The sequence below is a fragment of the Paracoccus broussonetiae genome, assembly GCF_031854425.1.
Taxonomy (GTDB): domain Bacteria; phylum Pseudomonadota; class Alphaproteobacteria; order Rhodobacterales; family Rhodobacteraceae; genus Paracoccus; species Paracoccus broussonetiae.
Window position 1 is genome coordinate 77,066 of sequence record NZ_JAVRQI010000006.1, and the last position, 24,084, is coordinate 101,149.

At 61.9% G+C, this 24,084-nt stretch carries 22 protein-coding genes; 14 read left to right on the forward strand and 8 right to left on the reverse strand.

What is annotated here, in order from left to right:
* Positions 1-122: 122 nt before the first annotated feature.
* The 9 genes from RM190_RS09150 (at position 123) to RM190_RS09190 (ending at position 9,856) form a co-directional block, all read left to right on the forward strand.
* Positions 123-1,757, forward strand: coding sequence for an acyl-CoA dehydrogenase family protein (locus RM190_RS09150; protein ID WP_311759289.1), 1,635 nt, complete (start codon positions 123-125; stop codon positions 1,755-1,757).
* A 253-nt stretch (positions 1,758-2,010) separates the two neighbouring features.
* Positions 2,011-2,751, forward strand: coding sequence for a hypothetical protein (locus RM190_RS09155; protein WP_311759117.1), 741 nt, complete (start codon positions 2,011-2,013; stop codon positions 2,749-2,751).
* Between the two features lie 78 nt (positions 2,752-2,829).
* On the forward strand, positions 2,830-3,591 hold the full coding sequence (locus RM190_RS09160; protein ID WP_311759118.1) for a DUF2092 domain-containing protein: 762 nt from the start codon (positions 2,830-2,832) through the stop codon (positions 3,589-3,591).
* Positions 3,588-4,214, forward strand: a complete 627-nt coding sequence (locus RM190_RS09165; RefSeq protein WP_311759119.1) for a hypothetical protein — start codon at positions 3,588-3,590, stop codon at positions 4,212-4,214. The genes RM190_RS09160 and RM190_RS09165 overlap by 4 nt, the downstream gene beginning before the upstream one ends.
* A 90-nt stretch (positions 4,215-4,304) precedes the next feature.
* Positions 4,305-5,555: a CHAD domain-containing protein gene (locus RM190_RS09170; protein WP_311759120.1), complete on the forward strand. Its 1,251-nt coding sequence runs from the start codon at positions 4,305-4,307 to the stop codon at positions 5,553-5,555.
* Positions 5,556-5,616: 61 nt separating this feature from the next.
* Positions 5,617-6,075 carry a (2Fe-2S)-binding protein gene (locus tag RM190_RS09175; protein ID WP_311759121.1) on the forward strand — a complete coding sequence of 153 codons (459 nt, stop codon included), beginning with the start codon at positions 5,617-5,619 and terminating at the stop codon, positions 6,073-6,075.
* 2 nt (positions 6,076-6,077) lie between these two features.
* Positions 6,078-8,219 carry a xanthine dehydrogenase family protein molybdopterin-binding subunit gene (locus tag RM190_RS09180; RefSeq protein WP_311759122.1) on the forward strand — a complete coding sequence of 714 codons (2,142 nt, stop codon included), beginning with the start codon at positions 6,078-6,080 and terminating at the stop codon, positions 8,217-8,219.
* Entirely contained in the window at positions 8,219-8,809 is a 591-nt protein-coding gene (locus RM190_RS09185; protein ID WP_311759123.1) for an Isoquinoline 1-oxidoreductase subunit, read from the forward strand. Before RM190_RS09180 ends, RM190_RS09185 begins: the two co-directional genes overlap by 1 nt.
* A 348-nt stretch (positions 8,810-9,157) precedes the next feature.
* The gene (locus RM190_RS09190) at positions 9,158-9,856 is read left to right on the forward strand and encodes a hypothetical protein (protein ID WP_311759124.1); all 699 of its coding nucleotides are present in this window, start codon (positions 9,158-9,160) and stop codon (positions 9,854-9,856) included.
* 3 nt (positions 9,857-9,859) lie between these two features.
* Here RM190_RS09190 and RM190_RS09195 read toward each other — a convergent pair whose 3' ends face one another.
* Positions 9,860-10,585 (reverse strand): hypothetical protein, encoded by a 726-nt coding sequence (locus RM190_RS09195; RefSeq protein WP_311759125.1) that lies wholly within the window; start codon positions 10,583-10,585, stop codon positions 9,860-9,862.
* Between the two features lie 73 nt (positions 10,586-10,658).
* Here RM190_RS09195 and RM190_RS09200 point away from each other — a divergent pair, with 73 nt between their 5' ends.
* The 4 genes from RM190_RS09200 (at position 10,659) to RM190_RS09215 (ending at position 13,181) form a co-directional block, all read left to right on the forward strand.
* Entirely contained in the window at positions 10,659-11,609 is a 951-nt protein-coding gene (locus tag RM190_RS09200) for a glycosyltransferase family 8 protein (RefSeq protein WP_311759126.1), read from the forward strand.
* Positions 11,602-12,465: a hypothetical protein gene (locus tag RM190_RS09205; RefSeq protein ID WP_311759127.1), complete on the forward strand. Its 864-nt coding sequence runs from the start codon at positions 11,602-11,604 to the stop codon at positions 12,463-12,465. Before RM190_RS09200 ends, RM190_RS09205 begins: the two co-directional genes overlap by 8 nt.
* 150 nt (positions 12,466-12,615) lie before the next feature.
* The gene (locus tag RM190_RS09210) at positions 12,616-12,837 is read left to right on the forward strand and encodes a hypothetical protein (protein WP_311759128.1); all 222 of its coding nucleotides are present in this window, start codon (positions 12,616-12,618) and stop codon (positions 12,835-12,837) included.
* 59 nt (positions 12,838-12,896) lie between these two features.
* The gene (locus RM190_RS09215; protein ID WP_311759129.1) at positions 12,897-13,181 is read left to right on the forward strand and encodes a hypothetical protein; all 285 of its coding nucleotides are present in this window, start codon (positions 12,897-12,899) and stop codon (positions 13,179-13,181) included.
* A 78-nt stretch (positions 13,182-13,259) separates the two neighbouring features.
* Here the strand turns inward: RM190_RS09215 and RM190_RS09220 are convergent, their stop codons facing one another.
* The 7 genes from RM190_RS09220 to RM190_RS09250 form a co-directional block, all read right to left on the reverse strand.
* Complete coding sequence (locus RM190_RS09220; RefSeq protein ID WP_311759130.1) at positions 13,260-13,664, reverse strand: PIN domain-containing protein; 405 nt, start codon at positions 13,662-13,664, stop codon at positions 13,260-13,262.
* Positions 13,661-13,900, reverse strand: coding sequence for a type II toxin-antitoxin system PrlF family antitoxin (locus tag RM190_RS09225; protein WP_311759131.1), 240 nt, complete (start codon positions 13,898-13,900; stop codon positions 13,661-13,663). The genes RM190_RS09220 and RM190_RS09225 overlap by 4 nt, the downstream gene beginning before the upstream one ends.
* A 63-nt stretch (positions 13,901-13,963) precedes the next feature.
* Positions 13,964-15,052 (reverse strand): glycosyltransferase family 2 protein, encoded by a 1,089-nt coding sequence (locus tag RM190_RS09230; protein ID WP_311759132.1) that lies wholly within the window; start codon positions 15,050-15,052, stop codon positions 13,964-13,966.
* Positions 14,955-15,962, reverse strand: a complete 1,008-nt coding sequence (locus tag RM190_RS09235) for a hypothetical protein (RefSeq protein WP_311759133.1) — start codon at positions 15,960-15,962, stop codon at positions 14,955-14,957. Before RM190_RS09235 ends, RM190_RS09230 begins: the two co-directional genes overlap by 98 nt.
* Before the next feature lie 14 nt (positions 15,963-15,976).
* The gene (locus RM190_RS09240) at positions 15,977-16,933 is read right to left on the reverse strand and encodes an NAD-dependent epimerase/dehydratase family protein (RefSeq protein WP_311759134.1); all 957 of its coding nucleotides are present in this window, start codon (positions 16,931-16,933) and stop codon (positions 15,977-15,979) included.
* Entirely contained in the window at positions 16,930-20,529 is a 3,600-nt protein-coding gene (locus tag RM190_RS09245) for a glycosyltransferase (protein ID WP_311759135.1), read from the reverse strand. Before RM190_RS09245 ends, RM190_RS09240 begins: the two co-directional genes overlap by 4 nt.
* Positions 20,530-20,947: 418 nt before the next feature.
* A complete protein-coding gene (locus RM190_RS09250; RefSeq protein ID WP_311759136.1) occupies positions 20,948-22,924 on the reverse strand; it encodes a PhoX family protein in 1,977 nt (658 codons plus the stop codon).
* 200 nt (positions 22,925-23,124) lie between these two features.
* Between RM190_RS09250 and RM190_RS09255 the strand changes: the two genes are divergently transcribed.
* Positions 23,125-24,066 (forward strand): D-ribose ABC transporter substrate-binding protein, encoded by a 942-nt coding sequence (locus tag RM190_RS09255; RefSeq protein ID WP_311759137.1) that lies wholly within the window; start codon positions 23,125-23,127, stop codon positions 24,064-24,066.
* Positions 24,067-24,084 lie beyond the last annotated feature (18 nt).

Sequence of the window (24,084 nt, forward strand, 5' to 3'; positions counted from 1 at the left end):
TTTGCCGGGTAATGGGGACAGGCTTCCAGCATCGGCACGGTCGCGCAAGCCCCCGCATGCGAACAGGGCGACTCGCGCGCTGTCATGACCTAGACTTGAATGTGAACGATCAGGAGGAGGTCATGGCCCGGCTTGACGGGGTCTCGGGGCTGCACACCCATGAGGTCCAGAACCAGCCCGCCCCGGCGGGCGACCGCGATCTTTGGCAGGACGATCCGGCCATGCGCCGCATGCTGCCCGGCGATGGGGCAGGTGTCGATGGTCTGGCGCGATACGGTGAACTGCTGGGCCGCTGCGCTACCCGCGATGCCGCGCGTGAGGCGAACCGCCACCCGCCCGAACTGTGCCTGTTCGACAGCGGCGGGCGACGGCTGGACGAGGTGAAGTTTCATCCCGCCTATCACCAGATGATGAGCATGTCGGTCGCTGCCGGGTACCATGCCGTCGCGTGGCAAGGTGGTGAGGCCGGGCATCGGACGCATGCCGCGATGGTCTATCTGGCAAGCCAGGTCGAGCCGGGGCATTGCTGCCCGCTGACCATGACCTATGCCGCCTATCCGGTGCTGCGCGCCGCGTCGGGCCTGCCGGGCGATTGGGCCGACCGGATGCTGTCACACCGCTATGACCCCTCGGTCCAGCCGATGGCGGCGAAGGCGGGCGTGACGGTCGGCATGGCGATGACCGAGAAGCAGGGCGGCTCGGACATCCGCGCGAACACCACGCGGGCCGAGGCAGATGGCGCGAACTGGCGGCTGACCGGCCACAAGTGGTTCTGCTCGGCCCCGATGTCGGACGCCTTTTTGACGCTGGCGCAGGCTCCGGGCGGGCTGACCTGCTTTCTGGTCCCCCGCTGGCTGGACCAGGGGCGCAACGCAATCCGCCTGCAGCGGCTGAAGGACAAGCTTGGCAACCGCTCGAACGCGTCAGCCGAGATCGAGTATGATTGCGCCCTTGCCTGGCAACTGGGCGAGGAGGGGAACGGTGTGCGCACCATCCTTGAGATGGTGCACCACACGCGTCTGGATACCGCAATGGCGCCCGCCGGCCTGATGCGTGCCGCCCTGCGCGAGGCGGTGCATTGGGTCAGCCATCGCAGCGCCTTTCAACGCCGTCTGGTCGACCAGCCGCTGATGCGCGCGGTGCTGGCCGATCTTGTGCTGGACTGGCAGGGCAGCCTGGCCCTTGGCATGCTTGTCGCGCAAAGCTTCGACGGTCAGGACCCCCAGGATCGCGCCTTTGCCCGGATCGGGGTCGCGCTGGCAAAATACCTGTCGAACAAGCTGTGCCCGACCGTCGTCGCCGAGGCGATGGAGGTCATGGGCGGCATGGGCTATGTCGAGGATACCCCCTTGCCGCTCCTGTATCGCGAAGCGCCGCTGAACGGGATCTGGGAAGGCTCCGGCAACATCATCTGCCTGGACGTTTTGCGCACCTTGGCGCGCGATCCGCTGGCCGCACGGATGCTGGCGGCGCGGCTGGATGCAGTTCAGGGGCATGACCCCGCGCTGGACGCGGCGCTGGCCCAGCATCGCGCGCGTTGGGGCGCCGATGTCCCCGAGGCTGAGGCACGCTGGTTCGCCGAACGCAGCGCCCTGCTTCTGGCAGCGGCCGCGCTGGTCGATTCCGCTGAACCCGCAATTGCCGAGACCTTTATCCAGACACGACTTGTCGGGGATCGCGGTCGTCTTGGCGGCGCGATATCCGGCCGTTCGGCCCAGCGTATCCTTGCGGTCGGCCTGCCCTTTGCAGGGGAGTGACCCGCCGCGAGGTGCCATTATTGCGTGCGCGAAAGGACACGCTGTTCCGGCATCCGGTTGCGCTCACTTGACTTGGAGCGGAACTCTGGAATTCTGGAATTCCGCTGTCCTCGCCGGACCGCGCAAGACCCGATGCAAGATCGCAGACCCAGCCGCGCTGGGACCAGATGCGCGGATCGCCGCGGCGGCCGCCCGAATGGGCGAAAACTGCCTTGCGGCCCAGGGACGGACGGTGAAAAAGGACATGCTTTCGATGAAGAAGATCGCGATATTGGCCCTTTGTGGCATGCTGCCTATTCCGGCGCTTGCACAGGACGGGGGCTGGGATTTCTCGGCCTCGATCTATGCCTGGGTGCCCGGTCTTGGCGCGACGGTCGACACGCCTTTCGGCGAACTGGAAAGCAAGTCGACGGGCGGCAATGTCCTGGACAATCTGGATATGGCCTTCATGGGCGCTTTCGAGGCGCGCAAGGACCAGTGGAGCGTGCTGCTGGACCTGCTTTACACCAAGCTTTCGACCAGCAAGGACGCGCCTTTCGGCGAGGTGTTCTCGCAGGCAAACGTGCAGGCGGAGGTCACCGCGTTCAGTGGCTATGGCCTTTACCGCTCGTATGAAAGCGACCACCTGATCGCGGATATCGGTCTGGGCCTGCGGGCCTTCAAGATCGATCTTGGCACCGAGTTCGAGTCGGGGGACCTTGGTGGTGACGACCACAGCTTTGGCGGTGACCGCAGCTGGTTGCTGCCGCTGGTGGCCGGGCGCTTCATCGTGCCCTTCAACGAGAACTGGTTCGGCACAGCCTTCTTCGACTATGGCCAGACCCGCAGCGACGTGTCGACCTGGCAGGGACTGGTGACGGTCGGCTATCATTTCAACGAAAGATGGTCGATGCAGGCCGGATACCGCTACATGGATGTCCAGCAAAAGATCGGCGGGCTTGATGCGGATCTTGAGTTCAGCGGCCCCGTGATCGGCGTCACCGCGCATTTCTGACGGTCGCGCTGGACTCGCATTCGGCATTGTAGTCTGATGCGCATGATCTGACCGGGAACCAACCGGAGGAGAGGACAAATGCGTCTGCGCAAGCGGCTTGTTCTGGGAATCCTTCTTGCAGCGATGTCAGGGCCGACATGGGCCGAAGACGCGGTAGAGCCTGCTGCGATCGATGCGCTGCGCAAGATGGGGGCGCATCTGGCGACGCTCGACCGCTTCGCGGTGCAGGCGGATACGGAAATGGAAATCGTCCTTGATGATGAGCAGAAGCTGCTGATCGGGGGCGAGATCACCTATCAGGTCAGCCGTCCCGACCATCTGAGGGTCGATCTGGTCACGGATGTGGTGAAGCGGCAGCTGTACTATGACGGCAAGCAGGCGGCCTTTGTTGCGCCGGAAGAGGCCTATTACGCGTTGATCGAGAATCCTCCGTCGACGATCCATGACCTGCTGGCCGAGGCGGCGCAGAAATACGCGTTGTCCTTTCCCGCCGCCGACCTGTTTGAATGGGGCACCCCGGACGAGCCGGTCGACGAGGTGACCGAGGCGTTCCTGGTCGGCAAGGCCACGATCGCCGGGCAAGAGACCGATCACTGGGCTTTCCGCACCGAAGATCAGGATTGGGAGGTCTGGATCGGAACGCAGGGTTCGCCCCTGCCGCTGCGGGTATCGCTGACCGACCGGCACGACCCGGCACGCCCACGCTATATCGCCACCTATGCCTGGACCGAGCAGGGCGAGTTCGGCGACGATATCTTCAACTATGCACCCCCGGAGGGTGCCCGGCGTATCGACTTCCTTGCGGCCGCTCCGCCGGATGATGCGGGAAAGCAGCCATGACCCTGGGTGTGAGCAGCAAATTCGTCCTGGCGGTTTCCGCTTTGGCCGCCATTGGCGGTGTGGTCCATGCGCCCATGGCCCTTGCTCGCGGCGGTTTTGGTGGCCTGCGCATGGGGGGAATGCACATGGGTGGCGGCCATATGGGCGGAATGCACATGGGCGGGGGGCACATGGGCGGGGGGCATATGGGAGATCACATGGCCGGCCGGATGGGCGGTGGTCCGCCCCATCCCGGTGGTGGCCCCCATCCCGCCGGGGGCAGGGGCCATCCGCCGCATCCGCCGGGGCCGCATCCCGGTCCTGGGCCACATCCGCCTGGACCCGGTCCTGGGCCGCATCCGGGGCCCGCGCCGCATCCGCCGGGGCCACCGCCTGACGGGCATCATCACCACCCGCCACCACCACCCGGTCCCTATTGGCCGGGATACTGGGACGACGACGACGATTTTCTGTGGGGCGCCGCGACTGCGCTGGCCATTGGCACCATGGTCCGAAGCGCGCCTTCGGGATGCGCGGATGTGCAAGTCGGCAACCACATCTACAAGCATTGCGGAGATACCTGGCTTCAGGCCGCCTATAGCGGACACCAGCTTGTCTATATCGCGGTGGAAGACCCGCGCTGATCCGGGTGGAGTGGGGCGACGCCGACCCTCTTGCACGGGACGGGCGCCACGGGCCTAGTATGGTCGGCACAGCCAATCGCCGGAGCACACATGACCGCCATCGACATCACCGTTCAGGTTCCGCCCGGCACCGGCGATACTGCGGGAGCCGGCGCGCTGCTGGCAGCAGAAATCGAACGGCAAGCGGGTCGCGCGGCGACGCCCGGCGCCGAGGATATCGGCCCGGCGCGTTTTGCCCTGTTCGCCGAACGCCACAGCTGGCTTCTGGTCGAAGGCGGCGCGCCCCTGCATATCAATCTGGATCGCGGAATGCTTGCCGCCGCGGACCGTTTCGCGCCGTTCTGCGACCTGCGGCTTTTCGGGGCCAGCCAAACCGTCCTGACCCTTGTTCGTCAGCTGGACGGGATCGTTCCCCTGAGGATTTCGGCCCTGACCCCGGTCCAGCGGGGGGAAAGGCTGATTGCTGCTCTGCCTGGCTACGCCAAGGCCGAACAGGTCGCTCTGAGCAGGGACATGGACGCCGTTCAGGGGTTCCGCGAAATCGCCTGCAACTGCATTCACCATTATCGCCTGAACGAAGACCTGCTTCATTGCGGCTATTCCGAGGAAGCGCTGCATCAGGCCCGCGTCGCAATTCGGCGCCTGCGATCGGCGTTTTCGATCTTCCGGCCGATGCTGGGCGCCGAGGCGGCCGGCGCGCTTGGCGACGAGTTGCGCTGGCTGGCCCAGGAACTGGCCGAGGCGCGGGATCTGGACGTTCTGGTTGGTCGGTTGCGGGCCGGAAGCCTGCGCGGTCGCCTGCTGCCGATGCGCGATCGCGCGCATGAGCGCGTGTTGGCGACGCTGCGCGACAGCCGCTCGCGCCTGTTGATGGTGGACCTCGCCGCATGGCTGCAGGATGGCGACTGGTTGCAGGACCGCGACCATGCGGACGCCCGTGCCTCGCGCCTGCCGGAACTCGCCTCGGGGGCACTTGATCGCTATCTGCACAAGATGCGCAAATTCGGCCGGGATCTTGCCAAGCTTGAGGACAGCGACCGGCACGAACTTAGAAAGATGGCGAAGAAATTGCGTTATGCCGCTGATTTCTTTGCACCAATATGCACCCGCAAGGCGATGGCGAAGCCGCAAAGGCAGTTCCTGGCCTCACTCGCGTCGTTCCAGGATTTGATGGGGGTGTTGAACGACCGCGCCACCGCGCCGATCCTGCTTGAAAAGCTGGGTGTTCTGGACGACCCAGAAGCCGCTTTCCTGCTTCAGGACAAGGACAAGCGGTCGGAATTGAAGGCGGCGGTGCGCGCACATCAGGAGCTGCTGAGCGCCCGACCTTTCTGGAGATAGGTCTTGACCTCGGCCGTCACAGGGGCATCATCAGGTCTTCCGCCCAGCTATGAGGCCAGGCATGGTAACTCTTCGTGTGAACGGTCGGGACCATGATCTCGACATTGATCCGGAAACTCCGCTGCTTTGGGTCCTGCGGGACGAACTTCGCCTGACGGGCACGAAGTTCGGCTGCGGGATCGCGCAATGCGGCGCTTGCACAGTGATGCTGGATGGGATGCCGCGACGATCGTGCGTCACCCCGGTCGGCATGGTGGACGGCAGCGAGATCACCACGATCGAGGGGATAGAAGGCGTCGAGGCCGAGGCCGTCCGGTCTGCCTGGACCGCCATCGACGTGCCGCAATGCGGCTGGTGCCAATCCGGCCAGATCATGTCCGCGACCGCCCTTCTGCAGATGGTGCCTGCGCCTACGGATGAGGACATCGACAACGCGATGGCGGGCAATGTCTGTCGCTGCGCGACCTATGTCCGCATCCGGCAGGCGATCCACGACGCCGCCAAGACGCTGGAGGGCTAACCATGGGTTTCTCGACAACGCGCAGGGGCTTTCTGGCCGCAGGTGCTGGGCTGACGCTGGGCATGGTGCTGCCCTTGGGCACTGGCCGGGCGCAGGTCGCCGCGGCGGGGCCGTTTGCCCCGAACGCCTTTATCCGCATCGGCAAGGATGACCTTGTCACCGTTCTGATCAAGCATATTGAGATGGGACAGGGCCCCTATACCGGCCTTGCCACACTGGTCGCCGAAGAGCTGGACGCTGACTGGTCGCAGATGCGGGCCGAAGGCGCGCCTGCCAATGACGAACTTTACGCCAACACCCTGTTTGGCGCGCAAGGCACGGGTGGATCGACTGCGATTGCCAATAGCTTCATCCAGATGCGCAAGGCCGGGGCGGCAGTGCGGGCGATGCTGGTTGACGCCGCCGCAGAAAGCTGGGGGGTCCCCGCGTCCGAGATCACCGTCAAGGCTGGTGTCGTCTCGCATGCGGGCAGCGGGAAAAGCTCTGGTTTCGGTGCCTTGACAGAGGCGGCGGCCAAGATCCCGGTTCCCGCGGATCCGCCGATCAAATCTCCTGCCGAGTTCGTGCTGATCGGGCATGATCTGCCCAAACTGGATACGCCCGGCAAGACCAATGGCACGGCGCAGTTCACGCTGGACATCTATCGCGACGGGATGCTGACGGTGCTGGTCGCGCATCCGACGCGGTTCGGCGCAAAGGTCGCCAGCTTTGACGACAAGGCAGCGCTGGCGGTGCCCGGCGTTGAACTGGTGCGCCAGATTCCAACCGGCGTCGCCGTCTACGCGCGCAATACATTCGCCGCGATGAAGGGGCGCGACGCGCTGGTGGTCGAATGGGACGATTCCGCCGCCGAGACGCGTGGCACCCCCGCGATGTTCGAAAGCTTCCGCAAGGCTCTGGACGCCGGCGCGCTGACGGTCGAGGAAAAGGGCGACATGTCGGCCATGACCAGCGCCGCCAAGGTGATCGAGGCCGAGTATCTGTTCCCATACCTCGCCCATGCCCCGTTGGAGCCGCTTGATGCGGTGATCGAACTCAAGGGCGGCAAGGCCGAGATGTGGTTCGGCTGCCAGTTCCCCTCGATCGACCGGCCGACGGTGGCTGGGGTTCTGGGCGTGCCGGTCACGGATGTTTCGATCAACGTGCTGCTGGCAGGTGGATCCTTTGGCCGCCGCGCGCAGGGGACCGCGCATCTTGCTGCCGAAGCGGCCGAGGTCGCCAAGGCTGCGGGGCGGGATGGGGTCTTCAAACTGGTCTGGACGCGAGAGGATGACCTGCGCGGCGGCTATTACCGACCGATGACGGTGCACCGTTTCCGCGCCGGAATCGACGCCGAGGGTCGGATTCTCGGCTGGGAAAACATGGTCGCCAACCAGTCGATCATGAAAGGAACGGCGATGGAGCCGATGCTGAAGGGCGGGCCCGACAACACCTCGTTCGAAGGTTCGACCGGGCTGCCTTATCAGTTTGGTGCGCGCCGGATCGGCTGGGCGCAGATGGAAAGCCCCGTCAGCGTGCTATGGTGGCGCTCGGTCGGCCATACGCACACGGCCTATGCGGTCGAGACCTTCCTGGACCAGGTGCTTGAGGCGGCGGGCAAGGATCCGGTGCAAGGTCGGCTTGAGCTTCTGCCGCCTGAAGCCAATCGCGAACGTGGAGTGATCGAGAAGGCGGCCGAGATGTCGGGCTGGACCGGACCGACCCGCGACGGCAAGGGCTATGGTGTCGCCTGGGCAAAAAGTTTCGGCACCTATGTCGCGCAGGTGGTCGAGGTTGAGACCCGCGACGGCGCGCCGCGCGTCTCGCGCGTGTGGTGCGCAGTCGATTGTGGAATCGCGGTCAATCCCAATGTGATCCGCGCCCAGATGGAGGGCGGCATCGGCTATGCGCTTGGCGCGGCCCTGCACAGCCGCATCACCCTTGCCCCCGGGGGCGAGGTCGAACAGTCGAATTTCCACGACTATCCCATGCTGAGGATATCCGAGATGCCCGCTGTCGAGGTCGCCATCATCACCAGCGACGCCGACCCGACCGGAGTGGGAGAGCCGGGGGTGCCGCCTTTGGCACCCGCAGTTGCGAATGCCCTGCGCGCGCTTGGCGGCGAGCGTCATTACAGCCTTCCCTTTGTCGGGGCGACGGCATGATGCGGCGCTGGATCCCGGCGCTGGCCCTTGCACTCGCCACGACACCCGTTTTTGCGCAGGACCTTTCAGGTCCCGAGGCGTTTGAGGGCATCAAGGATGAAAAGGAACGCTCGGCCGCGATCTTCGAAGAGATGGGGAAGGTGCTGACCCATCCCCGCTGCCTGAACTGCCACCCTGTCACTGGCGGGCCGACGCAGGGCGACGACATGCACCCCCATAGCCCCCCCGTGGTGCGTGGAGAGGCGGATTTCGGCGCGGCGGGCATGAACTGCAACGTCTGCCACGGAACCGAAAACGTGGCTTTGACCGCGAACCACCGTTCGATCCCCGGCCATGAGCCTTGGGCGCTGGCTCCGGTCAGCATGGGGTGGCAGGGACTGGGGCTGGGCGCGATCTGCGCGCAGTTGAAAGACCCCGAACGCAATGGGGGCCGGACGCTGGAACAGCTCTATGAACACAATGCGCAGGATGGGCTGGTCGGCTGGGGCTGGGACCCGGGCGAGGGCCGAACCCCAGCACCCGGTTCGCAAGAGCTGTTCGGCAAGCTGACCCGCGCCTGGATCGACAGCGGCGCAGCCTGTCCCGGCTGACGCGTCGGTCCTTGGCCAGTTCCCTGCGTAAGGCGCGGAATGACCGTCGGCAAGGCGTTCCATTCCGCGCCCGTCATCCGGCTTTTCCAGGTGGGGTGCGCTGTTCTGATGCGGCCCAACCGGCATGTCGCGCAAGTGCTGCCATTGGGGGGCAAGACGAACTGGCCGCGTTCCTCGGCGGGTTCATGCAACCAGCCTGCACGCCGGCAGGCGGCATGTGATTTCGCCCTTGAATCTTCTGATTCCGCAGGCTTAGGCTTGAATCAACCAAAGCGAGATCCGGGCCTATGACCCACGGAAAGCCAGCCCCGGACCCGATAGGCACCCCCTTTTTCCGTGGAGCATGACATGACGGATCTGAAGGTTTTCATCGGCTGGGACTCGCGCGAGGATATTGCCTATCAGGTGGCAAAATCCTCGTTGCTGGAAAAAGCGACGGTTGATGTCGATGTCCATCCTATCAAGCTGCAGGAGCTGGTTGATCGCGGGGTCTATACGCGCGAAGTCGATCCGCTCGCCTCGACGGAATTCACCTATTCCCGTTTCTTCACGCCGTGGCTGGCGGATTACCGGGGATGGGCGCTGTTCTGCGACTGCGACTTCCTTTTCTTTGGCGATATTGCGGGTTTGCTGGACTATCGCGACGACAGCAAGGCGGTGCTGTGCGTGCATCATGATTACAACCCGAAAGCCGGGGTAAAGATGGATGGCAAGGTCCAGACGACCTATCCCCGCAAGAACTGGTCTTCGTTCATGCTGTTCAATTGCGACCACCCCTCGACGCGGAAGCTGACGCCGGAGCTGATCAACCGGGAAAGCGGCGCCTATCTGCACCGGATGCAATGGGCCGCAGATGATGAAATCGGGGCGCTGCCCGAAGAGTGGAACTGGCTTGAAGGCTGGAACGCTACGCCAGATTCCGGTTTTCCGAAGGCGGTCCACTACACGAATGGCGGCCCCTGGTTCAAGGATTGGCAGAACGTCGCCTATGCCGACCGCTGGATCGGCATGGCCAAGGCGATCGATCCCGACTTCAGGCCGATCTGAGCCTTAACCCATCCAAAGCGGCAACTGGGTCCGTTCCGCGACATGGGGATCGGCGGTAAAGAGCGGATAGCCGCGCTGCCGGAAAATCTCCAACGCGCCCAGATCCATCGAGGCGTGAAGGCGTGGATGCGCCAGATCGTTATAGGCATGGCCCGTCGATGCCGGATCGATGCCGGTCAGGATAACGTTGGCGGCGCCGCTGTGAATGGCCAGAGCCGCGCCGACGATCCCGTTCGACCATTTCGTATCCGCCTCAAGCTCGACGTTGAGTCTGCCCGTGACCTCACGCATCAGAGCGATCCGCTCATACCTGCCCATCAGCCGAACCTGGTCATGGCCATAGTCGAAACTGGCCAATCCGCGCCGCAGCCGTTCAAGGTCGTGACGCCAATGCAGCATGAACAGAATCCCCGTGCGGCGATGCTGCAGCACCCTGCGCACGTCTACGGCAGACGAATTGGTTCCCTCGATCTGGTTGAACTGCATCAGGGTCACGTCCGGCTGCTGGGTAAGCCAGCCTTGCGCCGCAATTTGCGAGGCATTGATGGTCAGGACGCGGAAATCGGGGTTCCATCCCATTGGCCGGGTCGAGAACGGTGCCGACCCCACGACCACCACCGTCTTGCCCTCAAGTGTGTCCAGCCGGGGCGCGCGCGCCGCGGCGAGGTGGAATTTCACGAAACGATAGGCATATCGCCTTGCGCGTGAGAGGCTTAGTAGAACAGTCACAATTGCCTTCCCATCCGCGCGCTGTAGACTTGACGTCAAGCGATTCTGCAGATGAGGGGCGGGTAGCGCAAGCATGAATGCCGTCGATGACGAGGCCGATTTTGCGGTCGTCACCTGTGCCGACCACAACATGCTCGCCGCGGCTTGCTGCGCCCTGCTTTCTGCGCGTAATCAGCTGGATCGCCCTGCGCGTTTCTTCCTTGTCACGTTGGACGCCACTCCAGCGGATCACGATGCAATATCGGATTTCAAGAAGCGCCACGGGCTTCCGCTTGAAGTCCTGACATTCACGCGGGACCAACTGCCCAAGGTGACGCGCGGCCGTTGGTCGCCCTCGGTCCTGACGCGGCTGTTTCTCGACCAGATCCTGCCGCGCGATCTGGACAGGGTTCTTTACATGGACGCCGATACGCTGGTCGTCAGGCCGATGAATGCGCTGCGTCGGATCGGCTTCATGCGCAAGCCCGCCATTGCCGTCGATGACTTCATCATGGCCTTCCCGCGAAAGGTGCAAGAGCGGAGGCAAAAGCTGGGCCTGGGACCGGATAGCGCCTATTTCAACTCGGGGGTGATCCTGTTTGACTGGCCCTCCACGTTGCAAGGCGAACTGCTTGCACAGGCAAGGCACAAGCTTGAAACCTGTCTCGACAATTACCACGCCACCGATCAGGATGCGCTGAACGCGGCGCTGGAAGGGAAATGGGTGCGGCTAAGTCCGCGCTGGAATGCCCAGACCGGCTTTCTGCCCGAAATTTCGAAGCCGGTCATCGTCCATTTTACCGGTCGCCGAAAGCCTTGGCAGCGTCAGGTCGCCTGGATCCACCGGGAACATGCGAAAACCTATCGCCAATATCTCGCCGGGACGCCTTGGCAGATGGAAAAGAACAGAAGCCTGCCGGGACAGGTCGCCAGCTTCCTGCTGCATCTTGGCAAAAGCATCGAGGGGCTTCGTAAATCCCGAAAACTTCACGGCTATCTGAACCGTCCCGATGCCGGGGATGTCTGGAAGAATGATAATGACTGACGCCTTTTTCTCGACCACTGCGACGGTCAAGGTCGATCCTGCCGCAAGCGAGTGGAAGGCATTCTTCCAAGCCTATTCGAACGTCGTCCTTGTTGCGAACAGCGCGGAAACAGATATCGCGTCGCTGCTGCGGGACTTTCCGCAAGATACGCTCTTCATCTTCTTCAACAAGGTCTACAAGGTGCTGGACGTTCCGTTCCCGCGGCCCGCGATTCTGGCCTGCCGAAGCGGGATGATGGGGGCGAATATCGTCCACCGGCGCGAAGTCCCGGAGGTTCTGAAATTCTTCGATCGCGACACCTTTCTTGGCGTCGTCAACATCAAGGTCGGACCCGACGAGAACCTCAGCCCTCCCGAGGCTTTCGGCGATGTCCCGGTCAAGCATCTGGACCTTAGCGGGGTGCTGCTGCCCTTCTATCCGCAGGACAAGGCGCCGACGACCGGGTTCGGGTTATGCGTCTGGCTGCGCCAGATCGATGTGACCCCGAAAATCCACCTTGCCGGCTTTTCCTCGAAGCGCAGCGAAAAGTGGAAGGTCTTCGACGTGCATGACTGGACGTTCGAGCAGGTCGTCCTGCGACTGCTCTTTCGTCATGGCGAGGTCGATCTGGTGGGCGGGCATCAGGCAAATCCCTATGCCGCGCTTCAGCAGCATTTTCCCCGCTTCACGCAATCCGAAATCGCGCTGACTGCAGGAGAAGTGCTGTCCGAACGCCTGCAGAACCTCAGTTCGGTGGTCGACAGGCTGATGTCGGTGACCAAGGTGCTGCGGTTCTTCGACAATACGTTTCGCAAGGTCCGTCCCAAGACCCGCAAGCAGAAGTTCCTGCAAAAGCGGAACGGCCGCCCGGAATGATGCGAAGGCATCAGTTTGCCCCTTCCTCATCGAAACCCTGCATTGCGCCGGAATGTCCGCCTTCCTGATCACGGGAACATCTGCCGCACTTGCCGGTTTGCTCCATCTTCAAATCGGCGCCTGTGGCCTGATCGGAGAGGGAGCAAGACGATGCGAGACGAGATCCTGCCATTCTGCCTTGGCATCGCGGCCGGGTTTCTTCTGAAATCCGTCTGCGACCAAGCCCGCTATCGGACCTTTCCGGACACCGCCCTGACCAAGGTGCGCGACGCAGGACGCCGCCAGATGACTACGCCGCCGCGAAACTGGGACATGGTTGATGAGCAGGGGGACGAATCCTTTCCGGCCAGCGACCCGCCGGGGAATTATTGATCGCCGCACCCCACTCGCTTTTTGCGCCCGTTCCGGGCAGCATGGCCCAAGCCGCGCGAATGACGGATTCCGACATGACCCACCCCCTGACACAAGCACAATCTGCCGAGGCGCGTCTGATCGCCCTGGAAAAGCTGGTCGATGCATTGCCCGGACTGATCGAGGCCAAGGACCTGCGCAAGGTGGTCTTGTGGCTGGAGGACCGGCAGATTCTGCAAGACGGACAAGAAGACCCGGGTTCCGTCGCGACCGACGGGCTGGAGATGGAGCTTGCCATCGCCAACGTCTTTCGCCGCATGGCCGAACGGCTTGAAGCCGGGATGCAGGGTCGAAGCGCCCGCTGAACGACTTGCCCTCTGCTGTGGCCATCGTGAGTGATGGTTTGAACCGGCAGTGCCCGGAGCGCCCCGATGCCAGCTTTCTCAGTCGGGCGCGCGCAAAGGCGACATCTGGGCCGAGGCAATGGCCTTGCGATCGAAACTGAAGATCGCACTGCAGCCGGCATCACGGGCGGAAAGTGCGATCATGTGATCGGCAAAGCCCGCGCCACCCTGACGGTAACGCTCGATGGCAAGGCCGACGCGGTCTGGCATTTCGACCATGATTTCGCGCGCCGCCAGAAGCCCGTCCACCGCCATCGCAATCTCGGCGCGCGGCAGTTGATAGGCGCGCTCCAGCACCCATACCAGCTCGACCATGACCTCTCGCGACAGGTAGCCTGGTTGTGCTTCGGTCAAGCCGGCGAAAAGCGCCACGGCCTGTGTCGATTGCGTGGCGTCGTCGCGCGTCAGAAACCGGACGAGAACATTGGTATCGATGCCGATCATTCGTCCCGCGCGGCTTGGCCGATCGCCTCGTCCATGTCAGCCAGCGAAACCGGCGGCCGCCCTGGCCGGTGCAGCATCCCGGCCAGTTCCGACACAGCCCGCGTCCGCATCAGCCGCACCTGCCCGTCATCCAGGATGACATAGCGCAGCCGATCGCCCGGCCCCAACTCCAGCGCCTGACGGACAGTCTTAGGCAGGGTGGTCTGCCCTTTGATCGTGATTGTGGATTCGGACATGATAGGCAATCCGTATTTCTGATTTGCATTACAATCTAATCGATCGAATTGCAAAATTCAATTCTAGAACCCGCCGATGGCCACCGATAGCCAAAAGGCCGCGCGCGCCTGCGGGCTTTGATAATAGACGCCTGAGCGTCGCAGCGACGCCAGCTTACCTGGCAAAGGGGCGGAAAGGGCTTCGGTAAAGGCCCGCAGCCTTTCACGATTTTCCGGGGTAAGACGCGCGGATGAGGCCGCCAGCGCGGCGCTGTTCTGCAGTGCCCATTCCCGGTGCTTGCCCCGAAGGTGACGCGCCAGCCGCCCCGGAACCGTGCGGATCCCACGTTTCAGGCCAATGACATTCGCCCCGTGCTGCCGGTAAAGCAGGCCCGGTTGCTCGTCCAGGATCGCCGTGCCGCCTGCGCCCGTGACAAGCTGATAGGCCCACCAGTCGTGGATCGGGATCGAGCCCGCCTCGGCTTCGGCCTCTTGCAGCAGCTGGGCCGCAGCGGGGGTCATCAGCATGGTATTGCCGCTCAGCATGTTCTGGACCAGCGCGTTCCGAAACCCCAGGGGCCGTGCGGGGCGGGGCGACAGATGCAGTTCCTGCAGCGCCGCATCGCAGACACGCATCCGGCACCCATAGACCGCAAGCGGGTTCGGCACATCGGTCAGCGCCTGCAAACCCCGCGCAAGATGGTCGGCATCCCAGACATCGTCTTGATCGCAGAACGCAAGGCACCGGCCAGCAAGGTCGGCGCGGCGCAGAAGGCTTCGGAAATTCTCGGTCGCGCCAATCCCCGGTCCCCGAAGCACCTTGATTTGCCCCTGCGGTCGCCGAGCCGCAAACGTCCCCACGATCTCCAGCGTCGCATCGGTCGAGGAATCGTCGGAAACCCAAAGCTGCCAATCCGCATGGGACTGGCGCGCAATGCTCTCCAATTGATCAGAAATGAACCGCCCCCCGTTCCGGGTGGCCATCAGGATCAGGATCGGTTTCAAAACTCTGCCATCTGATACTTGTGCCGCAGATATCTCGCGGCTGAACGAGCGGATCCGATCAGCCGCGCAGTCACTTTTTTGAATTGTGCAAGTCGGAAAGCAGCAATGCCAAAGATTCAGTTGTCTCGCGATCTGGAATCTGAACTGACTCAGGGTGCGCAAATTCATCAACAAGCATATCTGGATAGAAATCCAATCCACACTTGTCTCTCAGCCACGCGATCTCTGGACGAGATGCCTCGCGAATCCGACGTGTATTCTCGTAATCAAGGGCAAAGCGCGGTCCCTTGATTGTCAACAGCTTAGCAAGCTCTCCATTTTGTCTGAGCGGATTAAAAACCCCATCTTTGAACATTGGAACCAACCTGTTTAAGGCGTCCAATGTATATCCGCATAGCATGCTCATAGATTCGTTCTCGACAGTGGCGCTGTCTATAATTGTATTCGCAGTTTCCCAAGGAACGTAAATCTGTTCACAAAAGGCACCGACAGGTCCACTTGGATGCTGTATGCAATCTTCAAAGCGATAGATGCGCATAGCTTCTGCCCCAAAAGCAGCTATCGCGTTTTCCAATCGCCGTTGGTAGTTGCTAAGTGGCAGCATTCTATCGATCATATCATCGATAGTCTCTCCGCCTTTCAGCATTTGCTGGATGACGCTAACCGTAAATGAAACAGGATGACGGAGCCAATAGATAACTTCGATCTCATCCACGAAGCCATCAAGCCAGGAACGAAGATCACGTAATGCCCCGGTATGCAGATTTGCAAGCCCCTCAGCAGACAATACGAGAGTGTCCCAACCGCCTATTGAAAGCTCAGCTTCCATCTTTTGAAAGCAATTGCTCACAAATCGTTCGGCTTGCTCCGGTGTGGTAATTCCCATCATCTTCACGCTGATATGACTGCGTGGATCAGGTAGGAACATCGGGCAGAGTGTATTTGTGTGATTTGCTCCTACCGCTGGGTAGAGAATTCGGTGCCTATCAAAAAGCGTATGACGGTGTTCATAAACGGCGTTCTGAAACGAAGTGGTTGCCGTTTTCGGCATCCCCATGTGAACGATTGCGCGCTTCATGATTTTTCCTTGTCTCAGGCCTCAGGGCGGGACTGCATGTCCGCAAGAAGATTGGCGATGCCCGCTCGCAATCCAATCACAGGCTCCCAATCCAATGCTCGTTTTGCCTTCGCGATATCAAGTATATTCCGCGGCACATCGAAACTGCGTGCAGCCCGGTATGTCACCGTTGGTGCGTGGCCGAGTTGGGCGGTGATACCCGAGACGAGCTCGTTGAGCGATGCCCCCCGTCCTGAGCCTATATTGATTTCTGTCCCCGACACCTTGACTGCACGCGCGGCAGCGAGAAGTGCAGTGGCCACGTCACGGACGTCGATATAGTCGCGCTCGACCGTACCGTCGCCCCAGATTTCAATCGGCTCATTTCGAACCGCTCGGTGACAGAAGGTCGTCAGCGCCCCTTGCGCCTTGCTGATGTTTTGCCCCGCGCCGTAAGGGTTTGCGACACGCAGGGTGACCGTGCTTAGTGCGCCATTGCCGACCCCGGAACCGCTGCTTGCGTCGTAGAGCCGCATGTATTTCTCGCAGGCGAGTTTCGAAATGCCGTAGGCCGAGATGGGATTGGTCGGCGCAGTCTCCGGGATCAGGTCAAGGTCCGTCGGTCCATATACCGTCCCGCCGGATGAACAGAACACCACGCGCTTGACACCAGCCTCGCACGCATAATCAAGCAACTGCAACGTGCCCAAGATGTTTTCCTGTGCATCGCGCGCCGGATTCTGGTTCGCTTCGCGCGTAAACGTGGTCGCCGCCAGATGGAACAGGCAATCCACCCCCGCCATTGCTTCGCGCGTCAGACCGTGATCGAGGAAGCTGCCTTGAAAATGCCGCAAGCCAGGTGCGGTGAAATCGTTCGGCACGAAGTCCAAATTGCGAACCTTGATGCCTTGCGACAACAGCAGTCGGGTCAGCGCGGTCCCGATGAAACCGCCACCACCAGTGACCAGAACCTGTCCAACTGATCCGCTCATGATATTTGTCCGCCCTTGGCAGTGACCCGTCGATAAACGCTATCGTAATTGTCGGCCATCCGCTGCGGATCGAAGCGATCAACTGCCGTCGAAACCCGGGCTTTCAGCCGCTGAATTTCGCCCGGCTCGCTTGCCAGATCCGCGATCAGCTGGGCCAATCCCTCGGTGTCTATTCTCCATTCCTCGTCCAGCGAAAAAAGAGCGCCCGCGGGTCCCTCGTTGGTGGAAAGCATATAGCGGATCTCTCCGATATCGCTGGCAAGCACAGGGGTTCCGGCCAACAGACTATCAATGACCACCAGTGGAAAACTTTCTCCCGGAAAACGTGACGGCAGGAATCCGAGGTCAGATGCAGCGAAGTAATCCCTGATATTCTGCCGGAAGCCCTGGAGATGGACGTGACCTGGAATCCCGGCTTCCTCGGCTGCATCCTTGGCCTCGCCTTCGCCAATCAGGATCAGATGGATGTCCCGTCCCGAGATTTCCCTTGCGCGACCGACCGAAGCAATTGCTTCAAGCCAGCCTTTGCTGTGCAAGGCGCGTGATACCAGCGTCAGGACGAACGCCTCGTTAGGAATGCCAAGCGTGGCGCGATCAAGCGGTTTCACATCGGATTTCGACAGGGCATTGTCGATGCGATGAATCTCGCGCACGTCAATCAGACCAGCTTGACGAATGGCGTCAAGATTTTTCCCGGCCGTATAAACCAGGCCACCGCTTCGGTTGATCAGTCGCGGCAGAAGAACCTTCAACTGCGCTTCGGGCACGGTCTCATAAAAGCCATGCAAGGTCACGACCGTTTGCGTCGGCGAATTTGGAGGCAACAGGTCCAGGACCGTATTGTCGACCCACCCGTGATGCGAGTGGACCAGTTCGATGTCGAAATCTTGAACGATCCGGCGAAGATGGGTGAAATCACTAATGACAGGAATATCGGTGGCCAGCATGGCCCTGATGCCTTCGACGCGCTCTTCGCGTGCACAGTCCAGGAAGGTTACTTCATATCCCGTAAGCTTCAGCTCATTGGCAAGTTGAATGGGGAATGTCTCGCCGCCACCGGCGCAGAATGCGTAGCCCGCCATGAGGATACCCGGCTTGCGCGTTTGCTCGACTTGGATGCGGGCAGCATCGAAGCAGGTGTTAAATGCCTCATCCGAATAGTCGCCGCGAGTAATCTTCCAATGATGCCGCAGATTGGATTCCATCCGAACAAGATTTTCGGCAGGAACGCGATAATGGCGGCGCAGGCACTTTGCCACCTCTTCATGCTCTCGGTAGAACTTGTCTGCTTTATGAGAAGTAACTGAGGTGTTGCTTTCATGAATGCGATAGAAGTTCTGCGCATCTGGAGTATAAGCCATCATCCCGCCACGAATGGCGTTAAGATAGAACATCCAGTCTCCGCAAGTTCGCATACCTCGCCATGAGTCGATTTCCAGCGCCTCCAGTCGATCAAATCGACGGAACACAGCTGAACTGACGTTTGGCACGATGTTTGTCATCGAGAAGACATCACGGACAATATTGGCAGCTGTTTCTACCCAGCTTCTGCCCCAACGCTCACCGCCGAATTGGGCAAGATATTCCTCCATCGACCAGATCTGGTTTTCGCCCGCGCCATCCATAAAAATGGTACGCGCATAAGCCAATTGAACGGCCTCGTTCTGGAAGTAGGGAACGAGGGATTCCAGGAAGTTGGGACTGGCCCAATCGTCGCTTTCCGCGATCCAGATCAGATCTCCGCGCGCGGCGGCAAGCCCTTTCTCCCACTGGAAGAAGACGCCACCAGAATTCGCCTCGTTGAACAGGGTACGTGTGCGATCTGGGAATTTTTCTGCAAATCGGTTCAGAACCTCGCGACTTTCGTCGGATGAACAGTCGTCCAGCAGCAGAACTTCGTAGTTCTGGTAGGTCTGGGCATAAATACTGTCCAAACGCTTTTCCAGATAACGCGCGTGATTATAGTTCGGGACAATGATCGTGACCAGCGGCGCGAATGGGGGGAATTCACGTGTCTGCTGATATTCAAAGATGGAATTCGAGGAAAGCACCGCGGAAGGCTCGGCTTCCCGCATGGCAATTTCCTGCGCGGGATTGTACTGCCCGAGCAGCTTCATGTTTGCGCGCATCATCAGCGGCTGGATGTTTCGCCGCAGCAACTCCGCAGTCTCCGGGTGCGACCGTTTCAGCCGTTGGTGCGCGACCTGACTGGCGCGATTCAGCTTGCGCAATCCGATTGCGGGCAGCCGCTTCGCATCGCGGGCCATCGTCCCCGCCTTGCGCAGGGGATAGGTCAGCCGCCAGGACCGAGAGGAGAGCATGGCCCCCATGCTTTGTTGCAGGTAATCCGAGACCTTCTGCAACTCATCCATCCGGACCTGCATGGCCGCACGCGCGACCTCGGCTTCGGCCAAGGCACGGTTGTGCCGTTCAGCCGCCTCACGCAACTCCCTGCCGCGATCGGCAATTTCCCGATCACGTGCCGCAAGGCCCTCGTTCAGCCGGGTCAGATTCTCGCGCAACCCGCCTTCCACCTTGGCAGCGGCGGCGGCAACGGAATCTCTGGACCGTGCGAATTCGTCACGTGCGGCGCGCGTCACCTGCAGGGCGTTCTCGGTCCGAAGCGCTTCCATCCGCTCATCGCGGCGACGCGCCGACAGCCGGCCGTATGCGCGGGCCGTGATCCGGGATAGCGACTTGCCGAAGGCGGGCTGGTCCAGTTCCTGAAGGATCGGCGACAGTTCCGCTTCGCCCACGACACGTCCGGACAGCGCCGCAAGACATTGCTCGGCGGCTCGCAATCCCGGAAAGGCCTCTTCAACCTCAGCAACGGCCATGTCATCGACGTGGCTGCGCCATAGGCTCGCATCGATGAATTCGTCAGCGAATCTGGCGATCCGCACCGGATCCGGGGCTATCTCCAGGAATGCGCCAAGTGCCTCGAACAGTTCCGCCGGACGCTCCAGGAAGTCCCGATAGGACAGCACCAGCAGCTCGCGGCCGAGGCAGTCGCGCAGAATGGGGCGAATGTGCCCCAACCAAAGTGCGGCGCCTTCTGCCAAGTTCTCGCCGAACTCATAGTAATCGGGGCTCTTGCGGCAGCGTGTCCGCTGCGAAATAGCGACTTCGACCGGATCGCGGGTGACCAGCACGCATCGCACGCTCTCGTCGCGATAGCCCGCCGCACGCAGGGTCGGGAACCAGAATGGAAGCAGCCGGCACATCCGGGGATCCTTGACTGCCGAAAGTTGGGCCTTCAGAAGATCCTGTCGAAGGATATCGCCAGCGGTCTGTTCCAGCGCGGACCGGGTATCGGCCGAAAGCTCAAGCAAGGCTTGGCCGTCAAAGCCCGGATCGTCCCATGCACTGCCAGCCAACTGCAGGAGTCGATCGTCCAGCGCGACGATGTCGCCATGCTCGAAGAAACCCTTTAGGTTCTCATCACTGGCTTCGTGCTCCGGCAAGGCCAATCGCGCGCCAAGGGCCTCAAACGCTGCCGCGATCAGCGATGTGCCGGATCGATGCGCCCCGAGGCAAAGGGCAATGCGATGCTCCTGTTCTATATCAAGGTTCTGGCGGCTGGCGGTCTGAGCCAATTCTATCATCAGTGAAAACAGGGATCGCTAGGTCGGTTCCTGCCGGTTTAGGCGTTTTACCATCACTGCGCCATAGGTAACTGTCCCACCGCTTCCGGCCGCACCGGAATATGCCAAGACCGGCCCCTGCAATGCCCTGACGGCTCTGACGCGGGCATCGCGTCGGATATGGACAGGTGCGTAAAATCTCGACGGGGAATAAAGCTGAAAGGACCGATCAGGTCACTGCATGGCCATAGATCGACCCGATCGGCATCGACTGGAAGGCAACGGCATGGTGCTGGCGAGCGATGGCCAGATGTCTGGTGATGCAACTCGAGTCGGCGGATCCGCGTGATTGTCAAAGGCGCGCACGGATCCTATCGCGACGGGGCAGGGCGGCGACCATGGCTGGCCAGTGTCGCCGCCCGCCTCACTGTCAGCCGATGCGACCGCCGCCCTGCCGGGTGATCGCGACGACGGCCGGGCGAACCGGCATCCTGTCATTGAAATCTGGCCAACGCGTCGAAAGATCCTCGTAATAGGACGGGCGGCCATGCCCTTCCCAATCATCGCCGCCATCGCCGGGATGCTGGACCGCGACGAACATCGTGGTCATGTCTCCCGTCGGGCAGGGACCGCACATCTCGGCCCCGACCGGCACGCGATAAAACAGGCGCGAGGTGCCGCGCGCCGGCCCGTCGATATCGACCGCCCACAGCCCATCGGTGCGGCCCGTGTCGGACATCGAATTGCCGTCGGTCGAAATCCACAACCGGCCATCCGCGTCGATTGCAGCGTTGTCCGGCATCCCGAACCAGCCGTTCCTGGTCGTCTCGGTCGAGAAGGTCGCCCCGACCTCGGCCACCGCGGGGTCTCCGCATTGCAGCAGGATCTCCCATTTGCCGGTGGTCGCGGTGAAATCCTCGCCAGCTTCCAGGATCTCGATGACATGGCCAAAGGCGTTCCCGGCGCGCGGGTTCGCGGCATCGGGTTCCGTCCGCTTGGTGTTGTTGGTCAGCATGACATAGGCGCGGCCGGTTTTGGGGTTCGGCTGGATGTCCTCGGGGCGGTCCATCGGCGTCGCTTCCAGCAGGTCCGCGGCACGGCGCGCCTCGATCAGCACATCGGCCTGACTGGCAAAGCCGTTCGCCTGGGTCAGCGGACCCTGACCGTGGACCAAGGGCAGCCAGGTCAGACTGCCATCGACTTCGAAGCGGGCGACGTAAAGCGTGCCCTCGTCCAGCAGGTCCATGTTGGCCGCGCGGTTGGCCGGATCAAAGGCCCGCGCTGTCACGAACTTGTAGACATAGTCGAAACGCTCGTCATCGCCCAGGTAGAAGACCACCCGGCCATCTTTCGCGACGACGCTTTCCGCCCCCTCATGCTTGAAACGGCCGAGAGCGGTGCGTTTTTTCGGAACCGAGTTCGGGTCCATCACGTCGACCTCGACCACCCAGCCGAAACGGTTCGGCTCGTTCGGCTCCTGGCTGACGTCAAAGCGCTTGTGGAACCTGCCCCATTGATAGTCACCAGCAGGAACACCCAGACGCTTGTAGTTCCCGGCCTCGGCATGGCCCTCGGGCAGCTCGCCTGAGAAATAGCCGTGGATGTTCTCCTCGGCCATGATGTAGGTGCCCCAGGGCGTCACGCCGCCCGCGCAATTGTTGATGGTGCCGAAGACCTTGCTGCCCGAGGGATCCTCGGACGTCTTTACGCGGTCATGCCCGGCGACGGGCCCAGACAGCTGCATCTGGGTCTTGGCGGTGATGCGGCGGTTCAGTTTGCCATCCAGCACCGGCTGCCATTTGCCGTCAGCCTTGTGGATCTCGACGATGGTCCCGCCATGCGCCGCCATCTCGATGTTCACGCGATCCTCGGTCGCATCGGCAACCTTGATCTTGCCATCCGCGACCGTGACGAGGCCGGGGAACATCAGATGTTCGTTGGTGTATTCGTGGTTGACGACCAGAAGGCCGCGATCGGTCGCGCTTTCCAGCGGGATAAAGCCCACGAAGTCGTTGTTATAGCCGAACTGGCGCTGCTGCGCCGCCTCGGACTGGTTCTCGGGATCGAAATCCGGTGCGTCGGCGAACAGCTTGTCGCCCCAGCGCAGAAGCACGTCCGCGTCATAGCCTTCGGCGACGTGGTGATCGGCGTCCACCCCTGCCTCGACCTCGGGGAAGTCGAAGGCCGATCCCGACCCGGCCCGCGCCCGATCCGCCGCGAGCATCGCGATCGGCGAAACCGTCGCCGCAATCGCGACCGTGGCCATCGACCCGCTGAGGAAGCTTCGGCGCGAAAAACGGGCGGCGATGATATCGCCCATGGTGCGGTTGGCGGTCGGATTCAGACCGGGCCCGTCGGCTTCCTCCAGCTTCGAGGTGCGGAAAATATCACTTTGGCGCAAGTTCATGGCTGTTCCCTGGCAAATGCTTGGCCCGACACCCCCTACAGCCCGATTGCGACAGTGGTTTGGCAGTCAGGGCTTTGCCCACATCTTAGCATATCATACCAGTTGACAAGATGATTTCACCCGGCCAAGCTGACAGGCGGGAGAGAGGACGCATGGACGGCGCGAAGCCATCCGGCGAAACAAAATCAGGGAGAAGCCATATGAATATTCTGCGCCGCACCCTTATTGCGAGCGTGGCGGTCGCGGCATTCGCGACCTCGCCTTTCGCCGCATCGGCCGACGGGTTGATCGCGATCATCACGCCAAGCCACGACAACCCCTTCTTCAAGGCCGAAGCCGTCGGCGCCGAAGCCCGCGCGAAGGACCTGGGATACGAAACGCTGGTCCTGGTCCATGACGACGACGCCAACAAGCAGTCGGAACTGTTCGACACCGCCATCGCGCGTGGGGCCAAAGCGATCATTCTGGACAATGCGGGCGCCGATGCGACCGTGGGCGCGGTCAAGCGCGCCAAGGATGCGGGTATCCCGTCCTTCCTGATCGACCGCGAGATCACGGAATCCGGCATCGCCGTCAGCCAGATCGTCTCGAACAACTATCAGGGCGCGCAGCTTGGGGCCGAGGAATTCGTGAAGTTGATGGGCGAAAAGGGCAAGTTCGCCGAGCTGGTCGGCAAGGAGTCGGACACCAACGCGGGCATCCGTTCGTCGGGCTATCACGACATCATCGACCAGTATCCCGACATGGAGATGGTCGCCCAGCAATCCGCGAACTGGTCGCAGACCGAAGCTTATAGCAAGATGGAGACGATCCTGCAGGCCAATCCCGAAATCAAGGGCGTGATCTCGGGCAACGACACCATGGCGATGGGCGCATGGGCCGCGCTGGAGGCGGCGGGACGGACCGACGTCATCGTCGTCGGCTTTGACGGATCGAACGACGTGCGCGACTCGATCAAGGCGGGCGGTATCAAGGCGACCGTGCTGCAGCCCGCCTATCGTCAGGCTCAGCTGGCGGTCGAACAGGCCGATCAATACCTGAAGACCGGCAAGACCGGGCAGGACGAGAAGCAGTTGATGGATTGTGTCCTGATCAATTCGGACAATGCCGGCAAGCTGGAAACCTTCGCCCTGGCCGAGTGATCGAACCGGCGGCCCGGC